This is a genomic window from Rhodococcus sp. BH5 (assembly GCF_027583855.1).
Classification (GTDB): Bacteria; Actinomycetota; Actinomycetes; order Mycobacteriales; family Mycobacteriaceae; genus Rhodococcus_F; species Rhodococcus_F qingshengii.
In genome coordinates this window covers 97,220-121,952 of the sequence record NZ_JAJHVW010000009.1, presented here as the reverse complement: position 1 = coordinate 121,952, position 24,733 = coordinate 97,220, and the positions used below count along the sequence as shown (strand labels likewise).

Sequence of the window (24,733 nt, the reverse complement as noted above, 5' to 3'; positions counted from 1 at the left end):
TTTGTGAGTCAACCGTGTAACGAAAACGATAATTCAGAACCCCGGCACGGGCGCAACTAAGGTAGCCCTATAATTGCTCTGAACTGCGGCGATGCAGGGAGCCAGAAGGCCCCTCGACAGATTCCGGAGCTGCGTCTGTGCAGAGAAGTTCCGATTCACAGGATACCGAATCCGCAGGAAACAGGCGCGATGGGCGATGAATGCAACAACTGGCCGCAGCGATGAAAATCAGCTGCGGCCAGTGCGCCTCGAACTGTAACAAAAGTTGATCGATCAACCAAGGTCTAGGCCTGAATTGTTTGCTCGCAGAATGCCATCGCTGTAATTTCCGTAGGCTCAGGTCGCCATGACCGTCAACTCCGACGTCCCCGCAGCTAAAGTTCTTCGCGACGATGGCAACTACGTCGTGGTCCAACCAAGTCGAAGGAAACGCCGGATGAGCACGCTTTTCAAACCCGTCGGATGGAATGTTCAGAGCCTCGTCGATTCAGTCCACAGCGGTGTCATTCAGTTGCCAGATCTCCAACGGCCATTTGTATGGCCCAAGGCAAAGATCCGCGATCTGCTCGATTCGATGTACCGAGGCTATCCGGTCGGCGAGATCATGTTCTGGAACGTGTCGCAAGAGGACACATCCCGTGCCATATCAGGATCGACCGAGCGAAGTGGTTCACACCAGATCATCGATGGGCAACAGCGGCTGACCAGTCTGTATTCCGTTTTCAAGGGGCAACCGGTACGGAATGCAGAGTACAAGGAACAACGCATGCTCATAGCGTTCAACCCGTTCACCGAGAAGTTCGAGGTCACGAACACGGCTATTGAGAGATCCGCGGATTGGATACCGAACATCTCGGCATTTTTCGACAATCCGTTCAAGGTCAAACGTGCCTTCAAACGGAGGTACGAGGATGCGCGCGGGGAGATCGACGAGGAGTTGGAGGAGCTGATCGAAGATCGGCTGGGGCAGCTCGACAACCTTCGTTCCTACGAGTTCACCGTCGTCGAAATCCAGAGCCACGCAGACAAGAAGGTTGTCGCTGACATCTTTGTGCGAATCAACTCCGAGGGTGTCAGCCTGAAATCCTCAGATTTCATCTTGACCTGGCTGAGCGTTTTCTGGCCAAACGGGCGTGAACAGCTAGAGCAGTTCGCCCGCAATTCCCGCCTGACCCCGCAACGAGCCAGCGAGATCGCGGAGGCACCGGTTCGGTGGACACCGATCAACAACTACCTTGCCGTTGATGCCGGACAGCTTGTCCGCGTGCTCGTCGCTGTCGGCCAGAATCGCGCGAAGCTGGGTGATGCATACAACGCATTACAGGCGAAAGATCGGCACACCGGTTTCATTGACGGCGCGCGCCAGGAAATTGAACTAAACAAACTGCGAACCGCGCTTCCTCTGGTGATCAAAGAGATCCACTGGACAGAGTTCATACGATGCCTTGCGGTCGCCGGATTCAAGTCCCGCAAGATGATCACCTCTGACATGAATGTTCTGTCAAGTTACGCACTTTGGATATTAGGACGCACCAGATTCGGTGTGGATCTGACCGTCCTACGCAACCTGATGGCACGTTGGCTGTTCATGTCTCAGCTCTCGGGTCGCTACACCGGCAGTGCAGAGACACAGTTGCAGAAGGATCTGGATCGCTTGAGTGCGCTGGAGAGTACCGACAGCAGGCACTTCATCAATACACTGGAATCGGTCATCAACGCTGAGTTGTCAGAAGATTTCTGGACGTTGCGTATGCCCGACGCTCTGATTTCGTCGTCGGCCGCGCTCTCCCCCACCTACCAGACCTATCTCGCTTCTCTAAATATCTTGGATGCGGACATGTTCATGTTGAACAACAAGATCCAACAGTGGATGGATCCGGCCCTACCTGCGGAGAAAGGTTCGGAAGGACACCACCTCAATCCTCGAAAGTACCTCCAAAACTCCTTGGGCATAATGGATCTGAAGAAGATTAACCAGGTTGCAAACTTCGCGCCAACGGACTGGAGCACCAACATTGCGATCTCCGATCGTAGACCTGGCGAGTACTGGCCGGCGCTTGTCGAGGAGCGAGGCTTCGCAGGTAAATCTCTAAAAGACCAAATGTTTTGGCACGCTCTACCTGACAGGTGGGAGCACATGGAGTACGACGAGTTCCTGCGGAAACGTCGCACACTTATGGCTGAGGTAACGCGAGCAGGATACGAAAAATTGCTGGCAGGTCAATCTCCTTCGGCAATCTACGAGACGCCCACTGCTGCATCTCCTTTCGCAACTCCAGAAATTTCGGATCTGATCGATACCGGAATTTTGGCTGTCGGTGACGTTTTGAGTCCGATCGACGAATCGCTACGGATACGAGCCGAAATCACGGAAAGTTCAACCGCGTTGGTCGAGGGCCACGAATTCACGACGCTGGATTCAGCAGCGCACCATGCTGGTGCAGACAACATGTCTGGGCTTGATTTCTGGCAGCGCGAATCAGCAGATGGACTAACTCCCCTCAGTTCACTCGTCGAGAGACAAAAGCTGACAAGGTAGAGTCATGACAACAGCGGCAGTGGTGGGCAGTGGCCCCAACGGTCTCGCGGCGGCGATCGAACTCGCCCGCGCCGGAATCGACGTCCATGTCATCGAAGGTGCGGACAAGATCGGCGGCGGCACCCGCAGTAGCGAATACATAGTCGACGGACTCGTCCACGACGATTGCTCCGCCTTCCATCCCACCGCTTTGGCTTCTCCCTACTTCAAGGCCCTCGACCGCGAATTCGGGCTCGCGAAGCATGGCCTGACGTGGCTGTGGCCCGAGATCGATCTGGTCCATCCACTCGACGACGGCACCGCCGGGGTTCTGTGGCGCGACATCAGCCGGACCGCTGAAGGACTGGGTGTCGACGGTAAGCGCTGGCTCGACGTCTTCGGATACCTCTCCGAGAACTTCGATGAGTTGGTGCAGGACGTCTTCCAGCCGATCGTGCACGTTCCGAAGCACCCGCTGATGCTCGCCCGTTTCGGCACGGGCGCTCTGCTTCCCGCGACGGGTTTCGCTCGGATGTTCAAGACCCCACAAGCGCGGGCGCTGTTCGGTGGCGTCGCGGCGCACATGTTCGGGACGCTCACCCTTCCACTCTCCAGTGCTGTCGGCTCGATGCTCACTGCTGGAGCCCATGCTCACGGTTGGCCTGTGGCGCAAGGTGGTTCAGAATCAATTGCGGAGGCGCTCGCCTCGATCCTGCGTAGCCTCGGTGGCACCATCGAAACCGGGAACTGGGTCACCAACTACTCCCAGATCGCCGACTACGACATCGTGATGCTCGATATCGCACCAGACGTGGCCGGCCGTCTGCTCGACGGTCGGCAGCCCGACCGCATTGCCCGGGCCTACCGCAAATTCCGCTACGGCACCGCCGCGTACAAGGTCGACTACGCCGTGCGTGGTGATTCCGACGGGAGCGTCGTGCCGTGGACGAATCCGCATGCCCGCAAGGCCGGCACCCTGCATCTGTCCGGGACGATTTCGGAAACTGCTGCTGCCGAACGCCAGACCGTACGGGGTCAGATGCCGGACAAGCCCTTCATTCTGTTGGGCCAGCAGTTCTTGGCCGACCCCTCCCGATCTGTGGGAGACATCCACCCGGTATGGGCGTATGCGCATGTGCCGCACGGATATCCGGGTGACGCGACCGATGTGGTCACGCGTCAGATCGAGAGGTTCGCGCCGGGGTTCCGGGACCGGATCGTGGGCGTCCACGTGCGCAATGTGCCGCAGATGCAGGCGTACAACCCCAACTACGTGGGCGGCGACATCTCCGCGGGGGCGAACACTGCGCGGCAGATCATCGCGCGCCCCCGGTTCGGGCTCGACCCCTATGCCACCGGCGCCCCGGGCGTCTACCTCTGCTCGTCCGCAACTCCCCCGGGCGGCGGGGTCCACGGGATGGGTGGGTTCAATGCTGCGCGGGCGGCGATGAAGTCTAGGGGTTGAGCGTCCCCGATGGGGACGACATTTCGGACACACGTGAACCGGTCGTCACTGTTCAAGGAAACGGGGAACTTCTGTCGGACACGCCCGATACACAAATACGGGCCGTAATTCGAGCACGCCTGCGCTTCGGTCGCGCCTCTGAACAAGAGGTTGAACTGACCCTGTTGGCGCGTGGGCTGTGTCGGTTCAGATCGAGACCGGCGTAGCGACCGCCGGTGAGAAACTACTGGCATTGGCCCACATCGACGACGAATGGAAACTCGCGATGCCATCGACATCAAACTTTGTACGGGTCGAACTCCTGATCCCCGACGCGCTTCCCATGTTTCTCAGCCCGGTTCAACCCTGCCGTGTTGCCGCCGAGTAATGGCTTCATCGCGGTGCAGAGGGCTACGAGATTTCGCACCTTCACAATGATCGAATCGGATCATCGAAGTTAGAGTCGACCCTCCGTCGCCATGGCCACTCGAATATTCAGGTGGAGGATGACCGCCCACCAACCGTGCCTGTCCATCTCTGCACACCACCTCTGCGCGCGGACATGCGATCTGATCTGCAATCCACGGGGTTCGATCCCTTCAATGCCGTCGGAAACCCCGGACGCCCGCAGCGATTCGACGTTGACGGTCGACACGGGTTCTCGACACACTCCACCTGCGCAATCGCCGCGGCTGACCAGATGCCGAATATCGATGGTTTTCCGTCAACGGTTCCGTGGCGAGTGAGTGGTATGCCGCGTGCTTCAGTTGGGCGTGTGGACGAGTCACCGGCCAACTGAGGAAGGGTCATAGCGGCACACCAACTGCGGTTTCCGCCTCTCTGGAATTCGTAGTCAATCTTGACGACTCGGCCGGCAATGTCGCGGTCCCGCCGGTCGGCGAGCAGTTCGTCGAGTTGTGGGTAGGGGCCGCCGACCCCACGGCCACCAGTGGAAAGATTCGCAGTTCGCTGCGGGTGACGCGCATCAGCTCACCGATCGCGCTGACGTGGAAGGTGTGATCGAGTTCGGCGGAATAACTGAACAGCAGGTGGGAGCTGAGCACCAAGTCGAAGCTGGCATCTGAGAACGGCAACGAAGGCAACCTCTATTAGAACTCAAGTAGGTCCAAGAGGTTGCCTGAGTTGGCGGGGGTTGCCGGTACGAGGTAGTGGACTCGGGATTCGGCAACTGCCGAAAGTTCGAGCGGTCGGACGTTGAAGGTGAGGCCAACATGGACTACTCGGTCGATGCCAGCTCCGATCAGGGGGGCAAGCGTTTCGGAAATGGAGTGAAGGTTGCTCTCCTGTGTGTGTCCGCCGTGAACAATCATGTTTCTCTTCCTGTACAACCGGGTGAATTCGCGGGTGAGGATGCCGCTGATCTTTTCGACTTCCTGTCGCGGATTTATCAGTGCGGGCCGGATCCGCTCCAAGGCAAGGTTGTCGACCGGTTTCTGCAAGTCGATTAGAGGATTCGCGCAGGCATGCATCTGAAATAACCGTGCCCGGTCGATGTTCTTCTCACAGCTGCTCATGTCATCGGCTGCGGCGTCGCCGTGAGTAGCGGCATAGCTCCTCGATAGCCATGAGAGTTCGGCTCGGACCATGCTGGCGGCGACAATAAGAGAAAAGCGACTCGCCGCGATGGCATCCTGCCCGTCGGACGGACCGATCATGAGCGACTCGATCGCAGACCACCCACTCATCACTGCAATGTGGGGTGCGGCGGTCCTCAACGGTTGTACCAGAGCAAGGGTGTTGGTGATGTAGTCAAGCATCTCAAGGTCCTGCACCCGCCCGAGTCGTTCGAATGAGCGAACATTGATGACCCGGTTGGTTGCCTGGGTGGGGAACTCGCTGCCCTTTTCCTGCGACCACATGCTCGCGCAGATCACGATTGGGGTTTTGCTGCCGAGATAGAACTTCGCGGCCAGGTTGGAAATGCGGGATCTAGCTTTGTCCGCTGCCGCGTTGACATCGCGGGCCTGCACTTCGAGTAAGAATGATCCGCGTTGCAACAGACCCGGAGCGTTCTTCGCGTAGAGTCGTTTCCATTTCGCTGTCTCTTGCGCTGTCATCCAGCCAAGAGCATTTGCTACATCAAATCTGCCCATTTTCTCGACAGGAACGCAGAAGGTGTACATCCGCTCAGGCTGCTTCAGGCGGCTGTCCGCCTCACGCAAGAAATCCCCGATGGTGATCGTATTCGAGCTGTCCCGTATTGCACGCAACCAGGCATACAGGCTGCTTTTGTGCATGCCGGCATCCAAAAGATGGGCGGTGATCCGCCTAGCTGCACCCTCCACGTCGATCGGCTTGCCGTTGGCAATCGTGGAATCGAGAGAGTCGGCCCAGTTCATCAAATACGAGTCGTGCATGCGGTCGACGTGTTCCCTTAGGTTGATCCAGGCGTGGCTCGTTTCTGTGATGCCCGGCTTGATCGCCTTGATAGTGCCCTCGACGCATTTGCCATGATCTGCAATGCCGTGGTCGGTGCGTAGACAGTGCTGGACGTAGCTGCGTTGATCAGTGATAGCGGCTTCTGGGGCTCCAGGCCTGACACTCTCGTCGAGAAGTTCCCTTGCGATCTGCATGGTGCCGCTGCGCCACAAGCGTCGATGCCACGGCGCCTGTGTCGACGTGATCTCCATCATTCGAGCAGTGAAGTTCGCGTAACGGGGTAGTTCTGAGATCGGCATCGTGTTATCTTATTGGCGTAAACGAGCTACATGGCTTGTTTCGATTCGTCGAAGCCATCCATAAGCTCGTTACCTCGTTGAGGTCAGAAGTACCCCCCAGTTTCACTGGGGGGTACTTCTATTTTGCCCAAGAACTGCATGCACCGGCTAGCTTTACCCATCGGGATTTGTGCGATCACGGGAACCATCACGAGATGGCTGACCGTCTTGACACAGTAAAAGGTCGGGGTGTGACACCGCAGCTAGAACACACGACACCCTCCGATAGCCGCCCTTATGTCAGGTCGAAGGCCGTCCGGCTACCGGTCCGACACAATACGGTCGATGATCGGCGAGAAATCCTCGAATTCAGCGACGTCGACCACCAGTTCACCCTCCGAACAGTTCGTGGTGATCGCGGGCGGTCCACCCGGATACCGATCTGCGGAAGTGGTTGCGGGACTGGGCCGAAGCCAACCAGCAAAAAGGGTTCCGACGGGCGTGGGCGGACCGGCGGGCCGCCGACTAGGTGATCAACAAGAAGAAGGTTCAGCGCCTCTGGCGCGAGGAAGGATTGCGGGTGAAGGTCCGCAAGATCCGGAAACGGGCCAGTGCCGGGGTCACCTCGATCACTGAGGATCATGCACAGAAGGTGTTGCGGGCTAACGACTTTCAGTTCGACTCCACGACGGATGGGCGGAAGTTCAAGATTGCGTCGATGGTCGACGAACAGACCCGCCGATCCGGAACGGTATCCGGGGCCACCGACAATCTTTCGATGCAGCAGGCCGGGCTTCGCGCCGGTTCATGCACTCTCGCCGCGGGCGAATCGCCCGGTGAATCCGGCAACCAGGATCGGGTATCCGACATTCCGGGCGGTCGCCCCGAATGTCGTCTGGACCGCCCAATAGGATCACGCCCATGATAGTGATGACGTCGTGAGCGAACTCGGCAAAAAGGCATTGAAGGAGACCGAGATCCGTACTCGGTACATCACGCCTGCCATCATGCGCGCGGGCTGGGACCCCGAGAAGAGTCAGATGCGCGAGGAATACACGATCGCGCCCGGCAAGATCGTGGTGCGCGGCAAACTCCACGCTCGCGAGGCCTCCAAGTCTGCCGACTACGTGCTGTTCCTCAAGCCGGGATTGCCGCTGGCTGTCGTCGAGGCCAAGGACAACAAACACAGCCTTGGCGCCGGCATGCAGCAGGCACACGGTTACGCAGATCGCCTGGACGTGCCATTCGTGTTCAGCTCGAACGGTGACGGCTTCCTGTTCCACGACCGAACCGTCACCTCCGGTCATATCGAGCGCGAGTTAACCCTCGACGAGTTCCCCTCGCCAGAGGAGTTGCATCGCAAGTGGCTCGCTTGGAAGGGCATCGAGCCTGACACCGCCGAGTCCCAGGTCATCGAGCAGGACTACTATTTCCAGGGCAAAGAGCTGCGCTACTACCAGCTCCAAGCCGTGAACCGGACGATCGAGGCAGTGGCACATGGGCAGAACCGAGCACTGCTCGTCATGGCCACCGGCACCGGCAAGACATTCACCGCCTTCCAGATCATCTGGCGACTTTGGAAGTCCAAGCGCGCCAAACGGGTGCTGTTTCTCGCGGATCGCAACATCCTGATCGACCAGACTCGGGTCAACGACTTCAAGCCGTTCGGCAACGCGATGACCAAGATCACCAACCGCACGGCCGACCCCGCCTTCGAGATCTTTCTCGCCATCTATCAGGCCATCACCGGCACTGAGGACACACAGAACATCTACAAAAAGTTCTCGCCCGACTTCTTCGACCTCATCGTGGTCGATGAGTGCCACCGGGGAAGTGCCCGGGAAGACGCCCAGTGGCGCGAGGTACTCGATTACTTCAACGGCGCCGTCCAGATCGGTCTCACTGCGACCCCGAAGGAGACGTCCGACACCTCGAACATCACCTACTTCGGCGAGCCGGTCTTCACCTACTCGCTCAAACAGGGCATCGACGACGGATACCTCGCGCCCTACAAGGTCGTGCGCATCGACATCGACAAGGATGTCGCCGGCTGGCGCCCAGAGGACGGAAAGACGGACAAACACGGCCAGGTGATCGAAGACCGGATCTACAACCAGCGTGACTTCGACCGCCGCCTGGTCCTTGAGCAGCGCACCAAGTTAATTGCGAAGAAGGTAACGCAGTACCTCACGGAGTCTGGCGACCGGTACGCCAAGACCATCGTGTTTTGCCAGGACATCGACCACGCCGAGCGGATGCGCTCGGCGTTGGCGAACGAGAACAGTGACCTCGTCGCCAAGAACCGCAAGTACGTCATGCGCATCACAGGTGACGACACCGAAGGTAAGGCCGAGCTCGACAACTTTATCGACCCCGAATCGCGCTACCCGGTAATCGCGACGACCAGCGAGCTGATGTCTACGGGCATCGACGCTCAGACCTGCAAGGTCATTGTCTTGGATCAGTCGATCAGCTCGATGACCAAGTTCAAGCAGATCATCGGCCGCGGGACCCGCATCAACGAAGAGCACGGCAAGTTCTACTTCACGATCATGGACTTCCGCCGAGTTACGGAGTTGTTCGCCGATCCGGACTTCGATGGAGCGCCGGTAGTCATCTATACGCCGGGTCCGGACGATCCGGTCGACCCTCCGGATGGGCCCGACACTTTCGGCCCTGATAATCCCAATCCACCTGTGATCGACCCTCCGCTCGATCAGCCGGACCTTCCCGGACAGCGCACGAAGTACGTGGTCGGTGACGTGCCCGTCGAGCTCGTGGCCGAGCGCGTTCAGTACATGGGTCCGGACGGAAAGCTCATCACCGAGAGACTCACCGACTACACCCGCAAGCGGGTTCACGATGCCTACCCGACTCTCGACGCCTTCCTGACACGCTGGAGTCAGGCCGAGAGCAAGCAGGCGGTTGTCGATGAGCTACGAAATCAGGGTGTGTTCTTCGAGGCACTCGCCGAGGAGGTCGGCAAGGACTTCAGCCTCTTCGACCTTGTCTGCCACGTCGCCTTCGACCAACCCCCACTGACCCGCCGCCAGCGTGCCGACAACGTACGCGCCACCGGCTACTGGGCCAAGTACTCCTCCAAGGCCCAAGCGACGCTCCAGGCGTTGCTCGACAAGTACGCTGACGAGGGCGTCGAGCCGGACCACAATGCACGGATCCTCCAGATCCACCCGTTCATCGACATCGGCACCCCGATCGAGATCGTCGGCCAGTTCGGAGGCAAGCTTGAGTACGACTCCGCCGTCGAAGAGCTGGAGCAGCACCTCTATACGGCAGGGTAGTAAGGAATGTTTGTGAGCAATATCAGCGGGATCGTGAAGTCGATCCAGGACATCATGCGCCAGGACGCCGGTGTCGACGGCGACGCACAGCGGATCGGTCAGCTCGCCTGGATGTTCTTCCTCAAGATCTTCGACGACCGCGAAGCCGAGACTGAACTCCTCGACCCCGACTACACGTCGCCCATCCCGACAAACCTTCGCTGGCGCACATGGGCGGCACCGAAGGAGGGCATCACCGGTGACACCCTGCTCACCTTCGTCAACAACGACCTGTTCCCGACGCTCAAGCAGTTCGCCGAGACGTCGACGACAGGCCGCGCGAGCATGGTCGGCAATGTCTTCCAGGACGCCTTCAACTACATGAAGAACGGCACCCTGATCCGGCAGGTTGTCAACAAGATCAACGAGATCAACTTCAACCGCTCCGAAGACCGGCACATGTTCGGCGACATCTACGAGCAGATCCTCAAGGACCTCCAGAACGCCGGAAACAGTGGCGAGTACTACACGCCCCGTGCCGTCACCCAGTTCATGATCGACATCGTCGGACCGAAACTCGGTGAGACGGTGCTCGACCCTGCCTGCGGAACCGGAGGCTTCCTCACCGGAGCGATCGAGCACGTCCGTGCGAACCACGTGAAGACACCCGACGACGAAGCGCGGCTTCAGGATTCGATCCGTGGGGTGGAGAAGAAGCAGCTGCCGCACCTGCTGTGCACGACAAACATGCTCCTGCATGGCATCGACGTGCCGACCAACATCGCCCACGACAACACGTTGAGCCGGCCGCTGCGTGACTACGGCAACGCAGACCGCGTCGATGTCATCCTGACCAACCCGCCGTTCGGCGGTACCGAGGAACCGGGCATCGAAAACAACTTTCCACAGGCCTACCGCACCCGAGAGACAGCGGACCTGTTCCTCGTGCTCATCGAACACCTGCTCAAGCAGAGTGGCCGCGCTGCTGTTGTCCTGCCCGACGGCACCTTGTTCGGTGACGGTGTGAAGGCGCGCATCAAGGAGAAGCTGCTCACCGACTGCAACCTGCACACCGTCGTCCGGCTCCCGAAGGGTGTCTTCAATCCCTACACGAGCATCTCGACGAACCTGCTGTTCTTCACCAAGGGGCAGCCCACGACCGAGATCTGGTACTACGAGCACCAGTACCCGGCGGGCTACAAGAACTACTCCAAGACAAAGCCGATTCGCATCGAAGAGTTCGAGGCCGAGAAGGCGTGGTGGGACAATCGTGTTGAGTCCGCGTTCGCGTGGAAAGTCTCGATCGACGAGATCAGGGGCGATTGGAATCTCGATGTTGCCAACCCCAATAAGGTTGACGCCGAGCACCGAGACCCTGACGAGTTGCTCAAGGAGTACGAGGAGCTCCTGGGCGAGATCGACGTCACCCGGACCAGCCTTCGCGACTCGTTGGTTGCCGCGATCGAAAACGGACTGAAGTGAACAAGCAGACCTTCCTCGACTCGTTCGGCCACATTGCGAATGCGCCCGGCGGCATCGACAAGCTACGACGATTAGTACTCGACCTCGCCATTCAGGGGAGACTAACTGAGCGGCGAGACAGCGACGAGCCGACCAGTGAGCTCCTGTCAAATCTTGAGAAGGAGCGTGCACGTCTCGCGGCAATTAGGCGAGTCCGAGCCCCGAAGACGCTGACACCCTTGGTGGAAACTGATGTTCCGTTCGGCTTGCCTGACACTTGGGAGTGGGTTCAGCTCGGGCAACTCGCAGTCGATATCCACTACGGTATGACTGCAAAGGCTTCAACAGAGAAGACCGAGCCTGCCTTCGTCAGAATCACGGATATCAAGCACAGCGACATCCAATGGTCAGGCGTTCCTGGTTGTATCGAATCGGATGGAGCGACGGACAAGTTCCTCCTCACTGTGGGTGACATTCTGATTGCACGATCTGGATCTGTCGGAGTTTCAACAGTTGTCCGCGACCTTCCGCGGCCCGCAGTTTTTGCCTCGTACCTAATCAGGATCGTGCCGACAGGGAATTGGCTTTCTGCATGGTGGCCGGTTGTCGCTGGGTCGGGCCACTACTGGCGCCAGGTTAAGAAGAGCACCACTGGCTCGGCGCAACAGAACATCAACGGAACGAACATACGCCATTGGATTCTTCCAATTCCGCCTATCAAGGAGCAGTGGCGAATCGTCGAGAAGGTCGAAGACTTCATGGGGCTATGTGACGAGCTGGAAGAGCAACAAGCCACTCGCGCCGAGGCTCGCTCGGCACTGACTGCAGCGACCCTGCACCGCGTCTCGAAAGCGGGCCAGAACGACGACTTGCAGTCAGCAGCAGGGGCATTCGCCGACAACATCGGCCTCCACCTCGCACCGGGCGAAGGCGACCTCGCCGCTCTGAAGCGCATACGCCAGGCAATACTCGATCTTGCCGTCCGCGGATGGCTGACTCACCGAGACCCCGATGATGCGCCCGCCACCGATCTCCTCACGCAAATCGCGGTCGAGCGCGACCGCCTCGTCAAAGCCATGGAGATCCGCAAGCCGAAGAAATTCGCCCCAACGGAGCCGGGCGAGGTTTCGTTCACGCTTCCTGAGGGATGGACGTGGACGCGGGCCAATGAGTTCTTCATCGCCAGCGACTCAGGCTGGAGTCCCCAATGCCTCATAGAACAGGCGGGTCCCGGCGAGTGGGGAGTACTCAAGACAAGTGCTGTTTCGCGAGGGGTGTTCGAAGAAGCCGCAAACAAGAAACTTCCGCCGGCCCTCGAACCTCGGCCACAGTTGGAGGTCCATCCGGGCGATTTCGTGATGATTCGAGCTAGTGGTTCGAAGGACCTCGTCGGCCGCGGGGCCATCGTGACCGAAACTGAGTCACACCTCATGCTCTCGGACAAGCACATTCGGTTGTCGTTCCTCTCTGAGGCGTCGACCCGCTACTGGGCGATCTTGAACGACAGCACCGAGGTCCAATGCTACTACTCGGCAAAGTCTTCTGGAACCAGCACGATGAGCAACGTGACGAGGGATCGAATCGGAGCCTTGGCGGTGCCGGTTCCTCCCTTGGGCGAGCAAGCACGGATTGCAGAAGCCGTGGAGGCTCTCTTTGCTATCTGTGACGACTTGGAGCAGCAGTTCTTGGCCGCCCAAGACGTTCGCAGGGACTTGGGAGATTCGGTCGCCGCGCATGCAAGCTGGTAGTCCCCTGGGAGAGTGGACTATCGCCTGCGCGGGCGAACACGCTTATCGAACCATTTTTCAGGCTGTCTCATTTCTTTGGAATTGAGACACCCGCTCGTTCGTGTACGGGATCGGGTGTTGCCCCAGCTCGTCATGTCTCAGAAGTACGTACCAAAACTGGCGTCTCATCGTTGTTCAATTTCGTCGACTTGTGAGACGGGCATGGACACAGCGACCCACACCGGACACCTCGTCGGACACACCCGCGTCAGCACCGGACACCAGACCCTCGACGGACAACACAACGCGCCTGGACGTTGAGCGTCCCCGTAGGAACTCTACGGACGGCGGACTTGGTAATGTCGTCCGCATGACATGGAGGGGCACCATTCGTGCTGGTCGAGCGGCATACCAAGGGCATGTCAGTGACTGATGCGCAGGCGCTCTCCACGTTCCTGACGGTGGAGTCCTTTATGTTGGCGGTATTGAGTTTGACAGCGACCATTGCGGCACCAGGCCGTAGGCGAGTGTCTGCCCTTCCGGTGAAGCCCACACAACTCGCGTTCGGCGTTGCCGGGGTTGTTACCGTGCTCGCGGTGGGTGCTGTCCTAAGTTGGGGCGGCATTTACGTGGGTGGCTCGTGGCGTCCAGTCCGTGAGGTGATTCTCGCAGCGATTCTGCTGTTCGCGGTCGTGGCACAACCGGTCATTGCTGGACTGATGGCGATCGGTTTGAGGTCGCGTTGATGACGTCGGGGAAGGATCGTGAGCGCGTTGTTATCCCTACCCACCGTCGCTCTTTCGTCACGGAGTACGCCATGGCTGATTGGCTCAGTAAGCACTGCCCCAACCGCAAACGTCTTCTGGACGGAGTTCCAGTTGTGTACAAGGAGTACATGGCGATGAGCTCGGGATCGCCCGAAGACTCCGAGATTCGACATGCGGACGCGACGGCGCTCGAGGCGATAGCACTGTTGATCGGGCGTTCAATCGACCGCGAACAATCTTTGGTCGAGTGGATTGAGGACAATAACCAGACGTATCCATCGGATCCCGAAGGATGGTTTGGGGTCTGCACGGCGGCCGGTTGGCTGGTAGTCCAAACGTATTTCCGAGAGTTTGTCGCGAACGGAGGTGAGTGAGTTGGCTGTCACGCGAAAGACTCAGCGTCAGATAATCAAAGAAGAAGTGATCGACGATCGCGTATCAACGTTGCTTAAGCGCGTGGACGCCCTTATGAACTTCGATGAGGGCATCGATGGAACGCCGGAACGTCCTCACACTCCTGACTTCACGAAGCTCCTGAAGGAAGAGCTCAAGGCACATTTCGAGGACGAAATTATTCCTGCGATCCCGAACGCGAGCGGCGGCGGATACATCGACGAGACCGAACTACGTCACGAACTGGCAAAGAAGGCGCTCGTCGGCCTGAAGCTGTCTCAACTTCGAGAAGGTGCGGAAGAGATAGGAGCTCCACTCGTAGGCGTCAGGACCTCTGAGGATGTTGCGGCTGCGATCGCAAAGGCGCTCCATTGGGACGATGAAGCTGTCGCGAAATTCGTACTCGAAAACGAGGAAGAGCCCACCGATAACAGCGGACACGCGACACGGCTGTATCCGCTGACTGACGATACGGCAGATGTAGACGAGATTAGCGAAGCAATCGCACGCCTAATGGGTCGCTACATCCGAGTCGGGTTAGCGCGATGGTATGTCTTTGACAACTTGAGTAGAACCAGTGATGCCGTAAGCCTGTTCGGCAAATTCATGTCATACAGCGCCGATATCGATCCGACCAAAGACCGCGCTTCGTTGAGGACAGTTCCAAAAATTGAAGATGTTAATGCGACAGTCGTCCCAGCAAGGGGCGTTGTCGAGGTCAGCAAGGCGGCAGTGAGTGCAGCGAGGGCTGCTGTTTTTGCGGCAAGTGCAGTGTTGAATCAACCGACACTCGGCTACGTTCCCAATACGGGAAGCGGAGCAGATCTCGTGAGCGGAAAGGTACATGGCTCGGCAGAGTTCCTGCTGAGTGTCCTGCACGATCGCCTTCCACAGGTTGGAATTAGCTCCATAAATCCGACTGTCGCAAGGTTCAAGCTCGACTCGACAGGTGATTCGATGAACGACGATTCGCCCGCATTGAAGGCCGTTCGATTCGAAGGGAACCATATCTTCGACTCGGCGGCAGCGTGCAGGTTTCTCGTTGAGGAAGGGCGACCACTCGCGAATATTTCGTTCCGCATGCACTTGAGTTTTTCGGATACCGAGGCTACGAAACAGTACAGTTCCTTTCCCGTCAAGATCGCACTGGAATCTGACCACGTGCAGGTGGTTACGGGTCTTGGCAATAACCCCCAGGAGTCCCGGCGCGCCCACGACATTGTGAAAGCGGCGGTCTGGGCGCAGGTGAGGAACGGCCATCCGGAAGATTCGACTTTGGATCAACTGGTGAAGCGAATGAAGGAACGAGCGTCTGAAGCTGAGCCCTACGATAAAGCGACTATTTTAAAGCGCGGGACGTGAATTACCGCGCACATTCGCTGAGTGCCGTCACAGCAACCGCCGCACGCGTCCTGGCCCTCTTTCATTCTGCACGAAATTGACCGGTGATCGGAGTTTCGGAGTGCCCGTACAGGGCGGGGCGCAGTGCCCGCTCTGTACGGGCACTTCATTCTGGGCCGTGGCCCTCATCGAAGGGCCACCGTGACCGTCGTTGGTCACTTGTCGCCGGGGGATCATGACGTTGTAGCGCAAGGCGTCTGTATGAGGCACGGACGTTGGTTACGCGATGCCGGCGATAGGCGGCGGGCGGTCGTCCTCCGCGTGTTGAATGCGGTCGGTGATAATTGTAGTGAACGTTCCACACCTCAACGGCAGTGCGCCGCTCGGCTTCGCTGGTGTACTCGCGTGAGTACAGCAGTTCTTCGGCGAGGATGCGGTTGCAGCGCTCGACCTTCCCATTGTGTTTCGGCGTGTACGGCTTGATCCGGTAGTGCCGTGCTTCTCGCAGTGAAGATGTGAAATCTGCTGCCCGATAGCATGATCCGTTGTCGGTGATCACGCGCTCGATCCGGGTGATGCCGTGTGCGGCGAAGAAGACGCGGGCGTTGTTCATGAAATCGATGGCTGATGCTGCGGTTTCGTTGTCTCTGGCCTCGGTGTACGCCAAACGGGTATTCCCGTCGATAGCGGAATGCATATACGTGTAGCCGATCCGAGGCTGCTTCGCTCGGGCGTTGCGCCGCTGGGATCGTTTGGCCTACTCGGACCCGCGACCGTGGACGCGCTACCCGCCGCCTTCGGGGATTCTTCCGACTTTCTTGACGTCGACGTGCACCATCTGCCCGGGCCGTTTCGCGACGATGACCTGTGGTTTTCGGTTGATTTCGCCGTTCGGGTCGATGAACCGGCGGCGGTGCAGGCCTAGGTTTCGCAGGATTTTCGTGACGGTTCGGCGGGCAATGACGATGCCGTCGGTACGCAGTTCGAACGTGATTCGCGAGGCCGACCATTTCCGGGTTCGTCGCATGGATTCGATCTCGGCCACCACCTCTGCTGCTGTGGCAGTCGGGTGATGGTGTGGCGTGCTGGATCGGTCCTGTAATGCTAGGTCACCATACTTGCGATACCGGTTGACCCACTTGGAGGCGCATTGACGGGAGATGCCCATTTCGGCGGCGACATGGGCGATCGGACGGCTCTGACACCGCTCGATCAGGCGTCGCCTTCCTTCCACGGTCAATGGGGCATTACGGTGTGTCACAGGGCTGGTCCTTCTTGTCGAGAACGGCTATATCGCAATTCCCATTCGGTTGCGGAGTGTTCCATCCGCACAGGCGCCCTTTCCTCCCCTGGACACGCAATTCCTCCACAGATGGGGGAAATCCGGTTCGCCGAGCGGTCGTTGTAGCTGGTCGGAATGCGAATACTTCGATAAGTACGAATTATCGTAGTAATCGCGCGATCTTTTTCGGTGGAGCGCTCGCAACCGGCCACAGTCGGTTGAACCGGGCCTCATGCTGACTGGCGCCGACGGCCCGCCTACGGCCCGACGTGCGCCACCCCGAGAATTCGGCCAGGAAACTCAGCCCCTGCCGTTGGGGTTCGGAAAGGCATTTCTCGCAAGTGGACAACTGATCGGAGCGCGCGATCACGAGAACGTCGTGGCCAGCCCCAGGTCTGACGTGGCCGCGCTGAACTTGGTGCCCAGAGCCAACGAGTCGTTCAATCAGCCTGCCGCGATGGACGATTCGTAATTTACCAGTCGATACAGGGCCTTCGTTCACGCGAAAACTCGCGCGCAGTCCTCGCTCGACTTGAGAATCGACTCAGATCCGTTGTCCAAGCAACCGGTGCCGAACCACCCCGCCATGGGGTGAATGTCCGTTATCTTCCTCGATAGTGGTTGCAATCTCGTGGCTCCTCCGCGTTCCCACGCGGATGCTGTCACCACGAAAGGGAGCACATCTGTGAATGGACTCGAAACGCCTACTCGTTTGTCCCGGACCACCGCCGCCCTCGGTGTCGGCGCGCTCGCTGCCGCGATCACCTTCGGCAGTGCAGTTGGTACTGCATCAGCCGACACCCCGGTCGCAGATTTCGGCAGTATCTCGTTCTCGGTGACCAACGGTCCCGACAACACCATCTACGACATCAACGCCGTCATCAATCTCCCACCCGGGACACTGCCGCCAGGGATGATGAACCCTCAGATCACTGCGCCCGCCCCGCCCACTCAACCAGTCGGCGACCCGTTTGCGGGCACCGCTTTGGACTTCGTCCTGAGCTTCATCCAGGCTGCGGCCAGATAGCCGACAACAAAAAACGAGGCCCACGAACTCTTATGAGTTCGTGGCCTCGTCTTGTGGTGGGCGAAGGGGGACTTGAACCCCCACGTCCCGAAGGACACTGGCACCTGAAGCCAGCGCGTCTGCCATTCCGCCACTCGCCCGAGCAACGCCGAAACATTATCACGACAAACTTTGAAAGTTCTATTCGTGCAGCTCAGGGCACGAATCGGTGAACACCGAGCACCCAAAAGCCCAGAACCGATACCATGCTGAAACAGCGGCCAGGTACTGCCGAAGCGACATTTGACAGTACCGTGGAACCTGTACAGCAGTTTGGACGACACGCGACAAGGCGGTGCCGGCGCTACTTGCCGAGCATTTTGCCGTCGTAGATGCGAGGCGAGAGGAGGGCCCGATGGGCATCGTGCAGCGATTCGAACGAAAGCTCCAAGGAGCTGTCGGCGACGCATTCGCGCGGGTCTTCGGTGGTGGCGTTGTGCCGCAGGAAGTAGAGGCGGCACTCCAGCAGGAGGCACGTGACCGCGTCGAGCACCTCGGCGGCGGAATCCTTCTCGCCCCCAACAACTACGTGATCACCATCAACAACTCCGATCACGAAGAGTTGGCAGCTGATCGCGAACTGACGACAAAGGCTTTCAGCCGACACCTGCAGGATTTCATCCGCGATCAGGGTTGGCAGACGTATGGCGACATCTCGGTCACTTTCGAGCCTTCGCCTACGCTCCACACCGGTCAGTTCCGCACCCGCGGAACCGTCGACCCGGATGGTGACGCCGAGCAGGCATCCCCGCCGTCGCATGTTCCGCAGGTTTCGTCGCGGCCTCCACAACGGCCGCCTCAGCGACCCGCACCGATTGTTCCCCCTGTTTCCAATCCAGTCCCGTCACAACCAGGAGCCGGCCCCATGACGCAGAACTCAGGCTACGAACCAAGCCGCGAACCGGCGGGTCGCCAGCCCGAACCGCAGCAGCCGGCACGGAACGGGTACTCCCACGACGACGGCGGCTACGCCGCTCCGCAGGGCCAGGAAGCGCCGTACCAGAACGGTTACGACCGCGGCGACGGTTACCGCACGGGCGACGACCAGCAGGGCTACAACCAGCAGCAGGGTGGCTACGACCAGCAGGCGTACCCGAACCAGCAGCAGCCGTACGAGCAGGCCGGTTACGACCAGCAGGGCTATGACCAGCAGGGCGGCGGCTACGACCAGCAGGGTTACCAGCAGGGTTACCAGCAGCAGCCGTACGACCAGCAGGGCTACGGCCAGCAGGCGTACCAGGGTGGGTACGACCAGCAGGGCTACCAGCAGGGTGGCTACGACCAGCAGGGTTACCAGCAGCCCTACAACGGCCAGTCCTACGATCAGCCGGGCTACGACCAGCAGAGCTACCAGCAGGGCGGCTACGACCAGCAGGCGTACACACAGCAGCCGTACGAGCAGGCCGGCTACGAGCAGGGCGGCAACTTCGAGCAGACGCAGGCCTACCCGCAGCAGGGCTACGCCCAGCCGCAGGGTGGTTACGCACCGACGGCCCAGAGCCTGACGGCAACCTTGCAACTCGAAGACGGCAGCGGACGCCACTTCCAGCTTCGCGACGGCAGCAATGTCATCGGCCGCGGCCAGGAAGCTCAGTTCCGCCTCCCGGACACCGGCGTCTCACGTCGCCACATCGACATCCGTTGGGACGGCCGTACCGCGATGCTGTCCGATTTGGGATCCACGAACGGCACCACCGTCAACGGAGCGCCGGTCCAGGACTGGCAGCTGGCAGACGGCGACATCATTCGCGCAGGTCACTCGGAGATTCTGGTTCGCATTCTCTGAGCTGAGAAACGGACGCCAGGATTTTTCCGATAACAATCGAACATTCGGCGGTCCGTCGGCGCGCCGCCGTCACGCGGCTGTCAGTATCGTGATCTCCGGGGCCCAGAGCCCCCTATGATGCTGCCAGTCGACAATGCTCGAACCCCGCTGCGGCGGGGCTCGAGCCATAGAAGGAGGTGGACAGCCGTGCAGGGCCTGATTCTGCAACTCACACGGGCGGGCTTCCTGCTCCTACTGTGGCTGTTCGTCTGGGCAGTCCTCCGCACTCTCCGCTCCGACATCTATGCCGGCTCCGGGGTCAGGGTTCCGCCGCGGTACACCCGCGCCGGAAAGGTCCTGCCCTCGCTGGGCAAGGCGAAGGTGCCTCGGTACCTGGTGGTCACGCAGGGCGCCCTCGCCGGCACCCGCATCACCTTGGGTTCTCAGCCGGTCATGATCGGCCGAGCCGACGATTCGACGCTCGTTCTCACCGACGATTACGCGTCGACGCGCCATGCGCGGCTCTCGCAGCGCGGCGCCGACTGGTACGTCGAGGATCTCGGTTCGACCAACGGCACCTATCTGGACCGCGCCAAGGTCACGACTGCGGTGCGCGTGCCGCTGGGCACTCCGGTTCGCGTCGGCAAGACGGTAATCGAGCTACGCCCGTGACCCTTGTTCTCCGCTACGCGGCGCGCAGCGACCGCGGTCTCGTGCGCTCCAACAACGAAGATTCCGTGTACGCCGGTGCCCGTCTGCTGGCTTTGGCCGACGGTATGGGCGGCCACGCGGCCGGTGAGGTCGCGTCGCAGTTGATGATTGCCGCTCTGGCGCATCTCGACGACGACGAGCCCGGCGAGGATCTGCTCGGCAAGCTCGAGGCAGCCACCCGCGAGGGCAACGATTCCATCGCCGATCACGTCGAGGAAGAGCCCGAACTCGACGGCATGGGCACCACGCTCACCGCAATCCTCTTCTCCGGCAGCAAGCTCGGACTCGTGCACATCGGCGACTCGCGCGCCTACCTGCTGCGTGACGATCACCTGACGCAGATCACCCGGGACGACACGTTCGTCCAGTCACTGGTTGACGAGGGCAGGATCACCGCCGAACAGGCACACACGCACCCGCAGCGATCCCTGATCATGCGGGCGTTGACCGGCAACGAGATCGAGCCGACGCTCACCGTGCGCGAAGCCCGCGCCGGCGATCGTTACCTGCTCTGCTCCGACGGCCTCTCCGACGTGGTCAGCGACGAGACCATCGAGAACACGATGCGCGAGGGCTCGCAGGAGCAGTGCGCCGACCGTCTCATCGAATTGGCGCTGCGCAGCGGCGGCCCCGACAACGTCACCGTCGTCGTCGCCGATGTCATCGATCTCGACTACGGCCAGTCGCATCCCATCGTCGCGGGCGCCGCGTCGACGGAAGAGGAAGAGGACTCCCCTCCCCCCAACACTGCTGCCGGCCGCGCCGCTGCCATGCGTCCGCCGCGCGCGACGCCCAAGCGAGTTGTCTCCCAACCCGAACCGGAACCGAAGAAGAAGCGGAACCGGTTGTGGTGGGTGGTCCTCGCCGTGGTGCTGATCGCGCTGGTCGGTGTCGGCGCCGTGATCGGCCGCGCCGTCATCCGCAACAACTACTACGTCGGCGAAGACAACGGCCGCGTGACGGTGCTGCGCGGAATCCCCGGTTCGGTGCTCGGTTACTCGCTGCAAGACGCGGATCTGGTGGGTTGCGTCGGCGACGACGACGTCCTGACCCTCGTCTCCCCCGACGCGATTCCCAGCGACTGCAACATCCTCGAGGTCACCGATCTGCAGCCGTCTGCGCAGGAGCAGGTGCGCGCCGGGCTGCCGTCCGGCAAGCGTGAAGATGCGCAGAGCCAGATGATCCGTCTCATCGGCGGCGATCTGCTGCCTCGTTGTGAGCCGGTTCCGACGACGACGGCCGCGCCCACTCCCCCGCCGGCACCGGAGACCACTCCGGCTCCTGCGCCGCCCGCTGAGCCGGCCACGCCGACGACGGCAGCACCCACGACTACGCCTACGCCGACCGACATTCCCGGTCAGACTTGCAGGACGGTCAACTGATGTCGTCCAACGCAGCTGCGGGGACGGCTTTTCCGAGTCCGCCCGGAGGTTTTGCCCCGGCGCCGGTCCAGTCGACCCGCCGAAACGTGGAGCTGCTGCTCCTGGGCTTTGCCGTCATCATCACGACGGTCTCGCTTCTGCTCGTCGAGGCGAGCCAGGAACAGAAGATCACGCTGGACCTCGCCAAGTACGCACTCGCGTACACGGGCTTGTTCCTGATCGCGCACTTGGCAATTCGGCGGTATGCGCCGTACGCCGATCCGCTGTTGCTCCCGATCGTCGCCCTGCTCAACGGCCTGGGTTTGGTGCTCATCCACCGACTCGACCTCGCCGACGAACAGACTGCGCTCTACAACGGCGTCGAGGCACCGTCACCGGATGCGAACCAGCAGGTCATGTGGACTGCACTGGCGATCGCCGGTTTCGTGTTGCTGCTCGTGTTCTTGAAGGACTACCGCCTGATGGCGCGGTTCAGCTACACCCTCGGCCTCGCAGGCCTGGTGTTCCTGGCGATTCCCGCGATCCTGCCGGCGAAGTTCTCGAGCGTGAACGGCGCGAAGATCTGGATTCGCCTGCCCGGATTCAGCATTCAGCCAGGTGAGTTCGCGAAGATCCTGCTCATCATCTTCTTCGCGTCCGTGCTCGTCGCCAAGCGCGACCTGTTCACCTCAGCCGGTAAACACTTCCTGGGCATGGACTTTCCGCGTGCCCGAGACCTCGGTCCGATCCTGCTCGCCTGGATAGTCTCGGTGGGCGTGCTCGTCTTCGAAACCGACCTCGGTACGTCGTTGCTGCTCTTCAGCACCGTGCTGGTGATGCTCTACATCGCGACCGAGCGTGTGGGCTGGCTGGTGATTGGCGGCGGACTGCTCGCCATCGGATTCTTCTTCGCCTACAAGATGTTCGGACACGTGCGCGTGCGCGTCGACACCTGGCTGGACCCGCTCGGCGACTACGCCAACACCGGTTATCAGATCTCGCAATCGCTGTTCGGCCTGGCCACCGGTGGTATCGCCGGAACAGGTCTGGGCAGCGGCCGCCCCAACCAGGTGCCGTTCGCGAAGACGGACTTCATCATCGCGACCATCGGCGAAGAGCTCGGCCTGATCGGCCTGGCCGCTGTGCTGATGCTGTTCCTGCTCCTCATCGTGCGCGGCCTGCGTACGGCGTTGGCCGTGCGCGACAGCTTCGGCAAACTGCTCGCCGCCGGTCTGTCGTTCACCATCGCGATCCAGATCTTCGTCGTCGTCGGCGGCGTCACCAAGCTGATCCCGCTGACGGGTCTGACTACACCGTTCATGTCGTACGGCGGCTCGTCGCTGCTCGCGAATTACCTACTGCTGGCCATCCTCGTCCGGATCTCGGACGCGGCTCGTGCGCCGGTAGTGACGAAGAAGAAAGGTCCGCCCCCAATCGCTGACGCCAATACCGAGATGATGCCGCGCGTATGAACACTCCACTGCGCCGCGTCGCGATGGCCGTCATGGTGATGGTCGTCGCGCTCCTCGCCAACGCCACGTACGTACAGGTCATCAAAGCTGACGACCTGCGAGCCGACCCGCGCAACTCGCGGGTGCTGCTCGACGAGTACTCACGCCAGCGAGGTCAGATCTCGGCTTCCGGTCAGGTGCTTGCCGCCTCCCGCGCCACCGACGACCGGTACAAGTACCTGCGCGAGTATCCGAATCCGTACCCGTACGCACCGGTCACGGGCTTCTACTCGATGCAGTACGGCAGCGCCGGCCTCGAGCGCACCGAAGATCCGATTCTCAACGGCTCGGACAACCGGTTGTTCAGTCAGCGCTTCTTCGACCTGGTGTCCGGACGCGATCCGCGCGGCGGCAACGTCGTCACGACGCTCAATCCGGCCATGCAGCAGGTGGCGTACGACCAGCTGACCAGCAAGGGTTACACCGGTTCCGTCGTCGCGATCGAGCCGAGCACCGGACGCATCCTGACGATGGTCAGCACTCCGAGCTACGACCCGAACCTGCTTGCCAGCCACGACGGCGCCGAAACCACCAAGGCGTGGGACGAGCTCAATGCCGATCCCAACGATCCGTTGGTCAACCGCGCTATCTCGCAGACCTACCCGCCCGGTTCGACGTTCAAGGTGCTCACCACGGCTGCAGCTCTTGGCAACGGTGCGACGCCGGACGACCAGCTGACCGCGGCGCCGCAGATCACGCTGCCCGGCACCAGCACGACCCTCGAGAACTACAACGGCAGCACGTGCGGCCCCAACCCGACGGCGTCGTTGCGCGACGCTTTCGCGCGCTCGTGCAACACCGCTTTCGTCGAACTGGGCATCAAGGACGGCGCCGACGCCATCAAGGACGAGGCCAGCGCCTTCGGCATCGGACCCAACACTCCCGCGATCCCGCTGCCGGTTGCAGACAGCACCGTCGGCGACATCTCCGACGACGCGGCTCTCGGCCAGACCAGCATCGGCCAGCGCGACGTCGCGGTGACCCCGCTCGAGAATGCAGTGATCGCCGCGACCGTCGCCAACGGCGGTGTGCGGATGCAGCCCAACCTGATCTCCCAGTTGCAGGCACCCGATCTGACCGATCTCAGTACGCCGTCACCGGTGTCGATGGGTCAGGCGATCTCGCCGGCAGTGGCCGCAACGCTGACTGATCTGATGATCGGCTCGGAGAACTTCACCGGCGGCGACGGCAAGATCCCCGGAGTTCAGATCGCGTCCAAGACCGGTACCGCCGAGCACGGCGTGAACCCGCGGGAAACTCCGCCGCACGCCTGGTACATCGCTTTTGCACCGGCGCAGAATCCGACGGTCGCCGTGGCCGTCATCGTCGAGAACGGTGGTGACCGCGGACTCGCCGCTACCGGTGGCTCGGTTGCTGCGCCGATCGGTCGTGCAGTCATCGCAGCCGGAATCCAAGGGGGCTGAACC

The 24,733-nt window shown here is 60.7% G+C and carries 18 protein-coding genes, 1 tRNA gene and 1 pseudogene; 17 read left to right on the top strand and 3 right to left on the bottom strand.

Annotation, left to right across the window (positions count from 1 at the left end):
- Positions 1–346: 346 nt before the first annotated feature.
- The 3 genes from RhoBH5_RS22355 to RhoBH5_RS32725 all read left to right on the top strand — a co-directional run bounded on the left by RhoBH5_RS22355 (position 347) and on the right by RhoBH5_RS32725 (position 4,982).
- Entirely contained in the window at positions 347–2,539 is a 2,193-nt protein-coding gene (locus RhoBH5_RS22355; protein WP_270008810.1) for a GmrSD restriction endonuclease domain-containing protein, read from the top strand.
- Positions 2,540–2,543: 4 nt separating this feature from the next.
- Positions 2,544–3,983 carry a phytoene desaturase family protein gene (locus RhoBH5_RS22350; protein ID WP_270008809.1) on the top strand — a complete coding sequence of 480 codons (1,440 nt, stop codon included), beginning with the start codon at positions 2,544–2,546 and terminating at the stop codon, positions 3,981–3,983.
- A 714-nt stretch (positions 3,984–4,697) separates the two neighbouring features.
- Positions 4,698–4,982, top strand: a complete 285-nt coding sequence (locus RhoBH5_RS32725; RefSeq protein WP_442972470.1) for a hypothetical protein — start codon at positions 4,698–4,700, stop codon at positions 4,980–4,982.
- An 89-nt stretch (positions 4,983–5,071) separates the two neighbouring features.
- On the opposite strand, the gene RhoBH5_RS22340 is transcribed toward RhoBH5_RS32725, so the two are convergent.
- Positions 5,072–6,661, bottom strand: coding sequence for an integrase (locus RhoBH5_RS22340; RefSeq protein WP_270008808.1), 1,590 nt, complete (start codon positions 6,659–6,661; stop codon positions 5,072–5,074).
- A 508-nt stretch (positions 6,662–7,169) separates the two neighbouring features.
- Here RhoBH5_RS22340 and RhoBH5_RS22335 point away from each other — a divergent pair.
- The 7 genes from RhoBH5_RS22335 to RhoBH5_RS22305 all read left to right on the top strand — a co-directional run bounded on the left by RhoBH5_RS22335 (position 7,170) and on the right by RhoBH5_RS22305 (position 15,631).
- Positions 7,170–7,565 (top strand): hypothetical protein, encoded by a 396-nt coding sequence (locus tag RhoBH5_RS22335; RefSeq protein ID WP_270008807.1) that lies wholly within the window; start codon positions 7,170–7,172, stop codon positions 7,563–7,565.
- A 13-nt stretch (positions 7,566–7,578) separates the two neighbouring features.
- Positions 7,579–9,942: an EcoAI/FtnUII family type I restriction enzme subunit R gene (hsdR, locus tag RhoBH5_RS22330; protein ID WP_270008806.1), complete on the top strand. Its 2,364-nt coding sequence runs from the start codon at positions 7,579–7,581 to the stop codon at positions 9,940–9,942.
- Positions 9,943–9,954: 12 nt separating this feature from the next.
- Entirely contained in the window at positions 9,955–11,403 is a 1,449-nt protein-coding gene (locus tag RhoBH5_RS22325; RefSeq protein ID WP_270008805.1) for an HsdM family class I SAM-dependent methyltransferase, read from the top strand.
- Positions 11,400–13,130 (top strand): restriction endonuclease subunit S, encoded by a 1,731-nt coding sequence (locus RhoBH5_RS22320; RefSeq protein ID WP_270008804.1) that lies wholly within the window; start codon positions 11,400–11,402, stop codon positions 13,128–13,130. The genes RhoBH5_RS22325 and RhoBH5_RS22320 overlap by 4 nt, the downstream gene beginning before the upstream one ends.
- A 404-nt stretch (positions 13,131–13,534) precedes the next feature.
- Positions 13,535–13,855 carry a hypothetical protein gene (locus tag RhoBH5_RS22315; protein ID WP_270008803.1) on the top strand — a complete coding sequence of 107 codons (321 nt, stop codon included), beginning with the start codon at positions 13,535–13,537 and terminating at the stop codon, positions 13,853–13,855.
- A gap of 71 nt (positions 13,856–13,926) precedes the next feature.
- Positions 13,927–14,250 carry a hypothetical protein gene (locus tag RhoBH5_RS22310; RefSeq protein WP_270008802.1) on the top strand — a complete coding sequence of 108 codons (324 nt, stop codon included), beginning with the start codon at positions 13,927–13,929 and terminating at the stop codon, positions 14,248–14,250.
- The gene (locus tag RhoBH5_RS22305; protein WP_270008801.1) at positions 14,243–15,631 is read left to right on the top strand and encodes a hypothetical protein; all 1,389 of its coding nucleotides are present in this window, start codon (positions 14,243–14,245) and stop codon (positions 15,629–15,631) included. The genes RhoBH5_RS22310 and RhoBH5_RS22305 overlap by 8 nt, the downstream gene beginning before the upstream one ends.
- A 238-nt stretch (positions 15,632–15,869) precedes the next feature.
- Here RhoBH5_RS22305 and RhoBH5_RS22300 read toward each other — a convergent pair.
- Positions 15,870–16,871: pseudogene (locus tag RhoBH5_RS22300) on the bottom strand (IS481 family transposase); the annotation flags it as partial.
- Between the two features lie 253 nt (positions 16,872–17,124).
- Between RhoBH5_RS22300 and RhoBH5_RS22295 the strand changes: the two are divergent.
- Both RhoBH5_RS22295 and RhoBH5_RS22290 read left to right on the top strand, forming a co-directional pair.
- Positions 17,125–17,364 (top strand): hypothetical protein, encoded by a 240-nt coding sequence (locus RhoBH5_RS22295; RefSeq protein WP_270008800.1) that lies wholly within the window; start codon positions 17,125–17,127, stop codon positions 17,362–17,364.
- A 213-nt stretch (positions 17,365–17,577) separates the two neighbouring features.
- The gene (locus tag RhoBH5_RS22290) at positions 17,578–17,919 is read left to right on the top strand and encodes a hypothetical protein (RefSeq protein ID WP_270008799.1); all 342 of its coding nucleotides are present in this window, start codon (positions 17,578–17,580) and stop codon (positions 17,917–17,919) included.
- Between the two features lie 54 nt (positions 17,920–17,973).
- Here RhoBH5_RS22290 and RhoBH5_RS22285 read toward each other — a convergent pair.
- Positions 17,974–18,059: transfer RNA gene (locus RhoBH5_RS22285), tRNA-Leu, on the bottom strand.
- A 254-nt stretch (positions 18,060–18,313) separates the two neighbouring features.
- Here RhoBH5_RS22285 and RhoBH5_RS22280 point away from each other — a divergent pair.
- The 5 genes from RhoBH5_RS22280 (at position 18,314) to RhoBH5_RS22260 (ending at position 24,730) form a co-directional block, all read left to right on the top strand.
- Positions 18,314–19,744 carry a DUF3662 and FHA domain-containing protein gene (locus RhoBH5_RS22280; RefSeq protein WP_270008798.1) on the top strand — a complete coding sequence of 477 codons (1,431 nt, stop codon included), beginning with the start codon at positions 18,314–18,316 and terminating at the stop codon, positions 19,742–19,744.
- 186 nt (positions 19,745–19,930) lie between these two features.
- A complete protein-coding gene (locus RhoBH5_RS22275; RefSeq protein ID WP_003943418.1) occupies positions 19,931–20,395 on the top strand; it encodes an FHA domain-containing protein FhaB/FipA in 465 nt (154 codons plus the stop codon).
- Positions 20,392–21,816 (top strand): PP2C family protein-serine/threonine phosphatase, encoded by a 1,425-nt coding sequence (locus RhoBH5_RS22270; protein ID WP_193594700.1) that lies wholly within the window; start codon positions 20,392–20,394, stop codon positions 21,814–21,816. The genes RhoBH5_RS22275 and RhoBH5_RS22270 overlap by 4 nt, the downstream gene beginning before the upstream one ends.
- Positions 21,816–23,267, top strand: a complete 1,452-nt coding sequence (locus tag RhoBH5_RS22265; RefSeq protein WP_270008797.1) for an FtsW/RodA/SpoVE family cell cycle protein — start codon at positions 21,816–21,818, stop codon at positions 23,265–23,267. The genes RhoBH5_RS22270 and RhoBH5_RS22265 overlap by 1 nt, the downstream gene beginning before the upstream one ends.
- Positions 23,264–24,730, top strand: a complete 1,467-nt coding sequence (locus tag RhoBH5_RS22260; protein WP_007735774.1) for a peptidoglycan D,D-transpeptidase FtsI family protein — start codon at positions 23,264–23,266, stop codon at positions 24,728–24,730. The genes RhoBH5_RS22265 and RhoBH5_RS22260 overlap by 4 nt, the downstream gene beginning before the upstream one ends.
- Positions 24,731–24,733 lie beyond the last annotated feature (3 nt).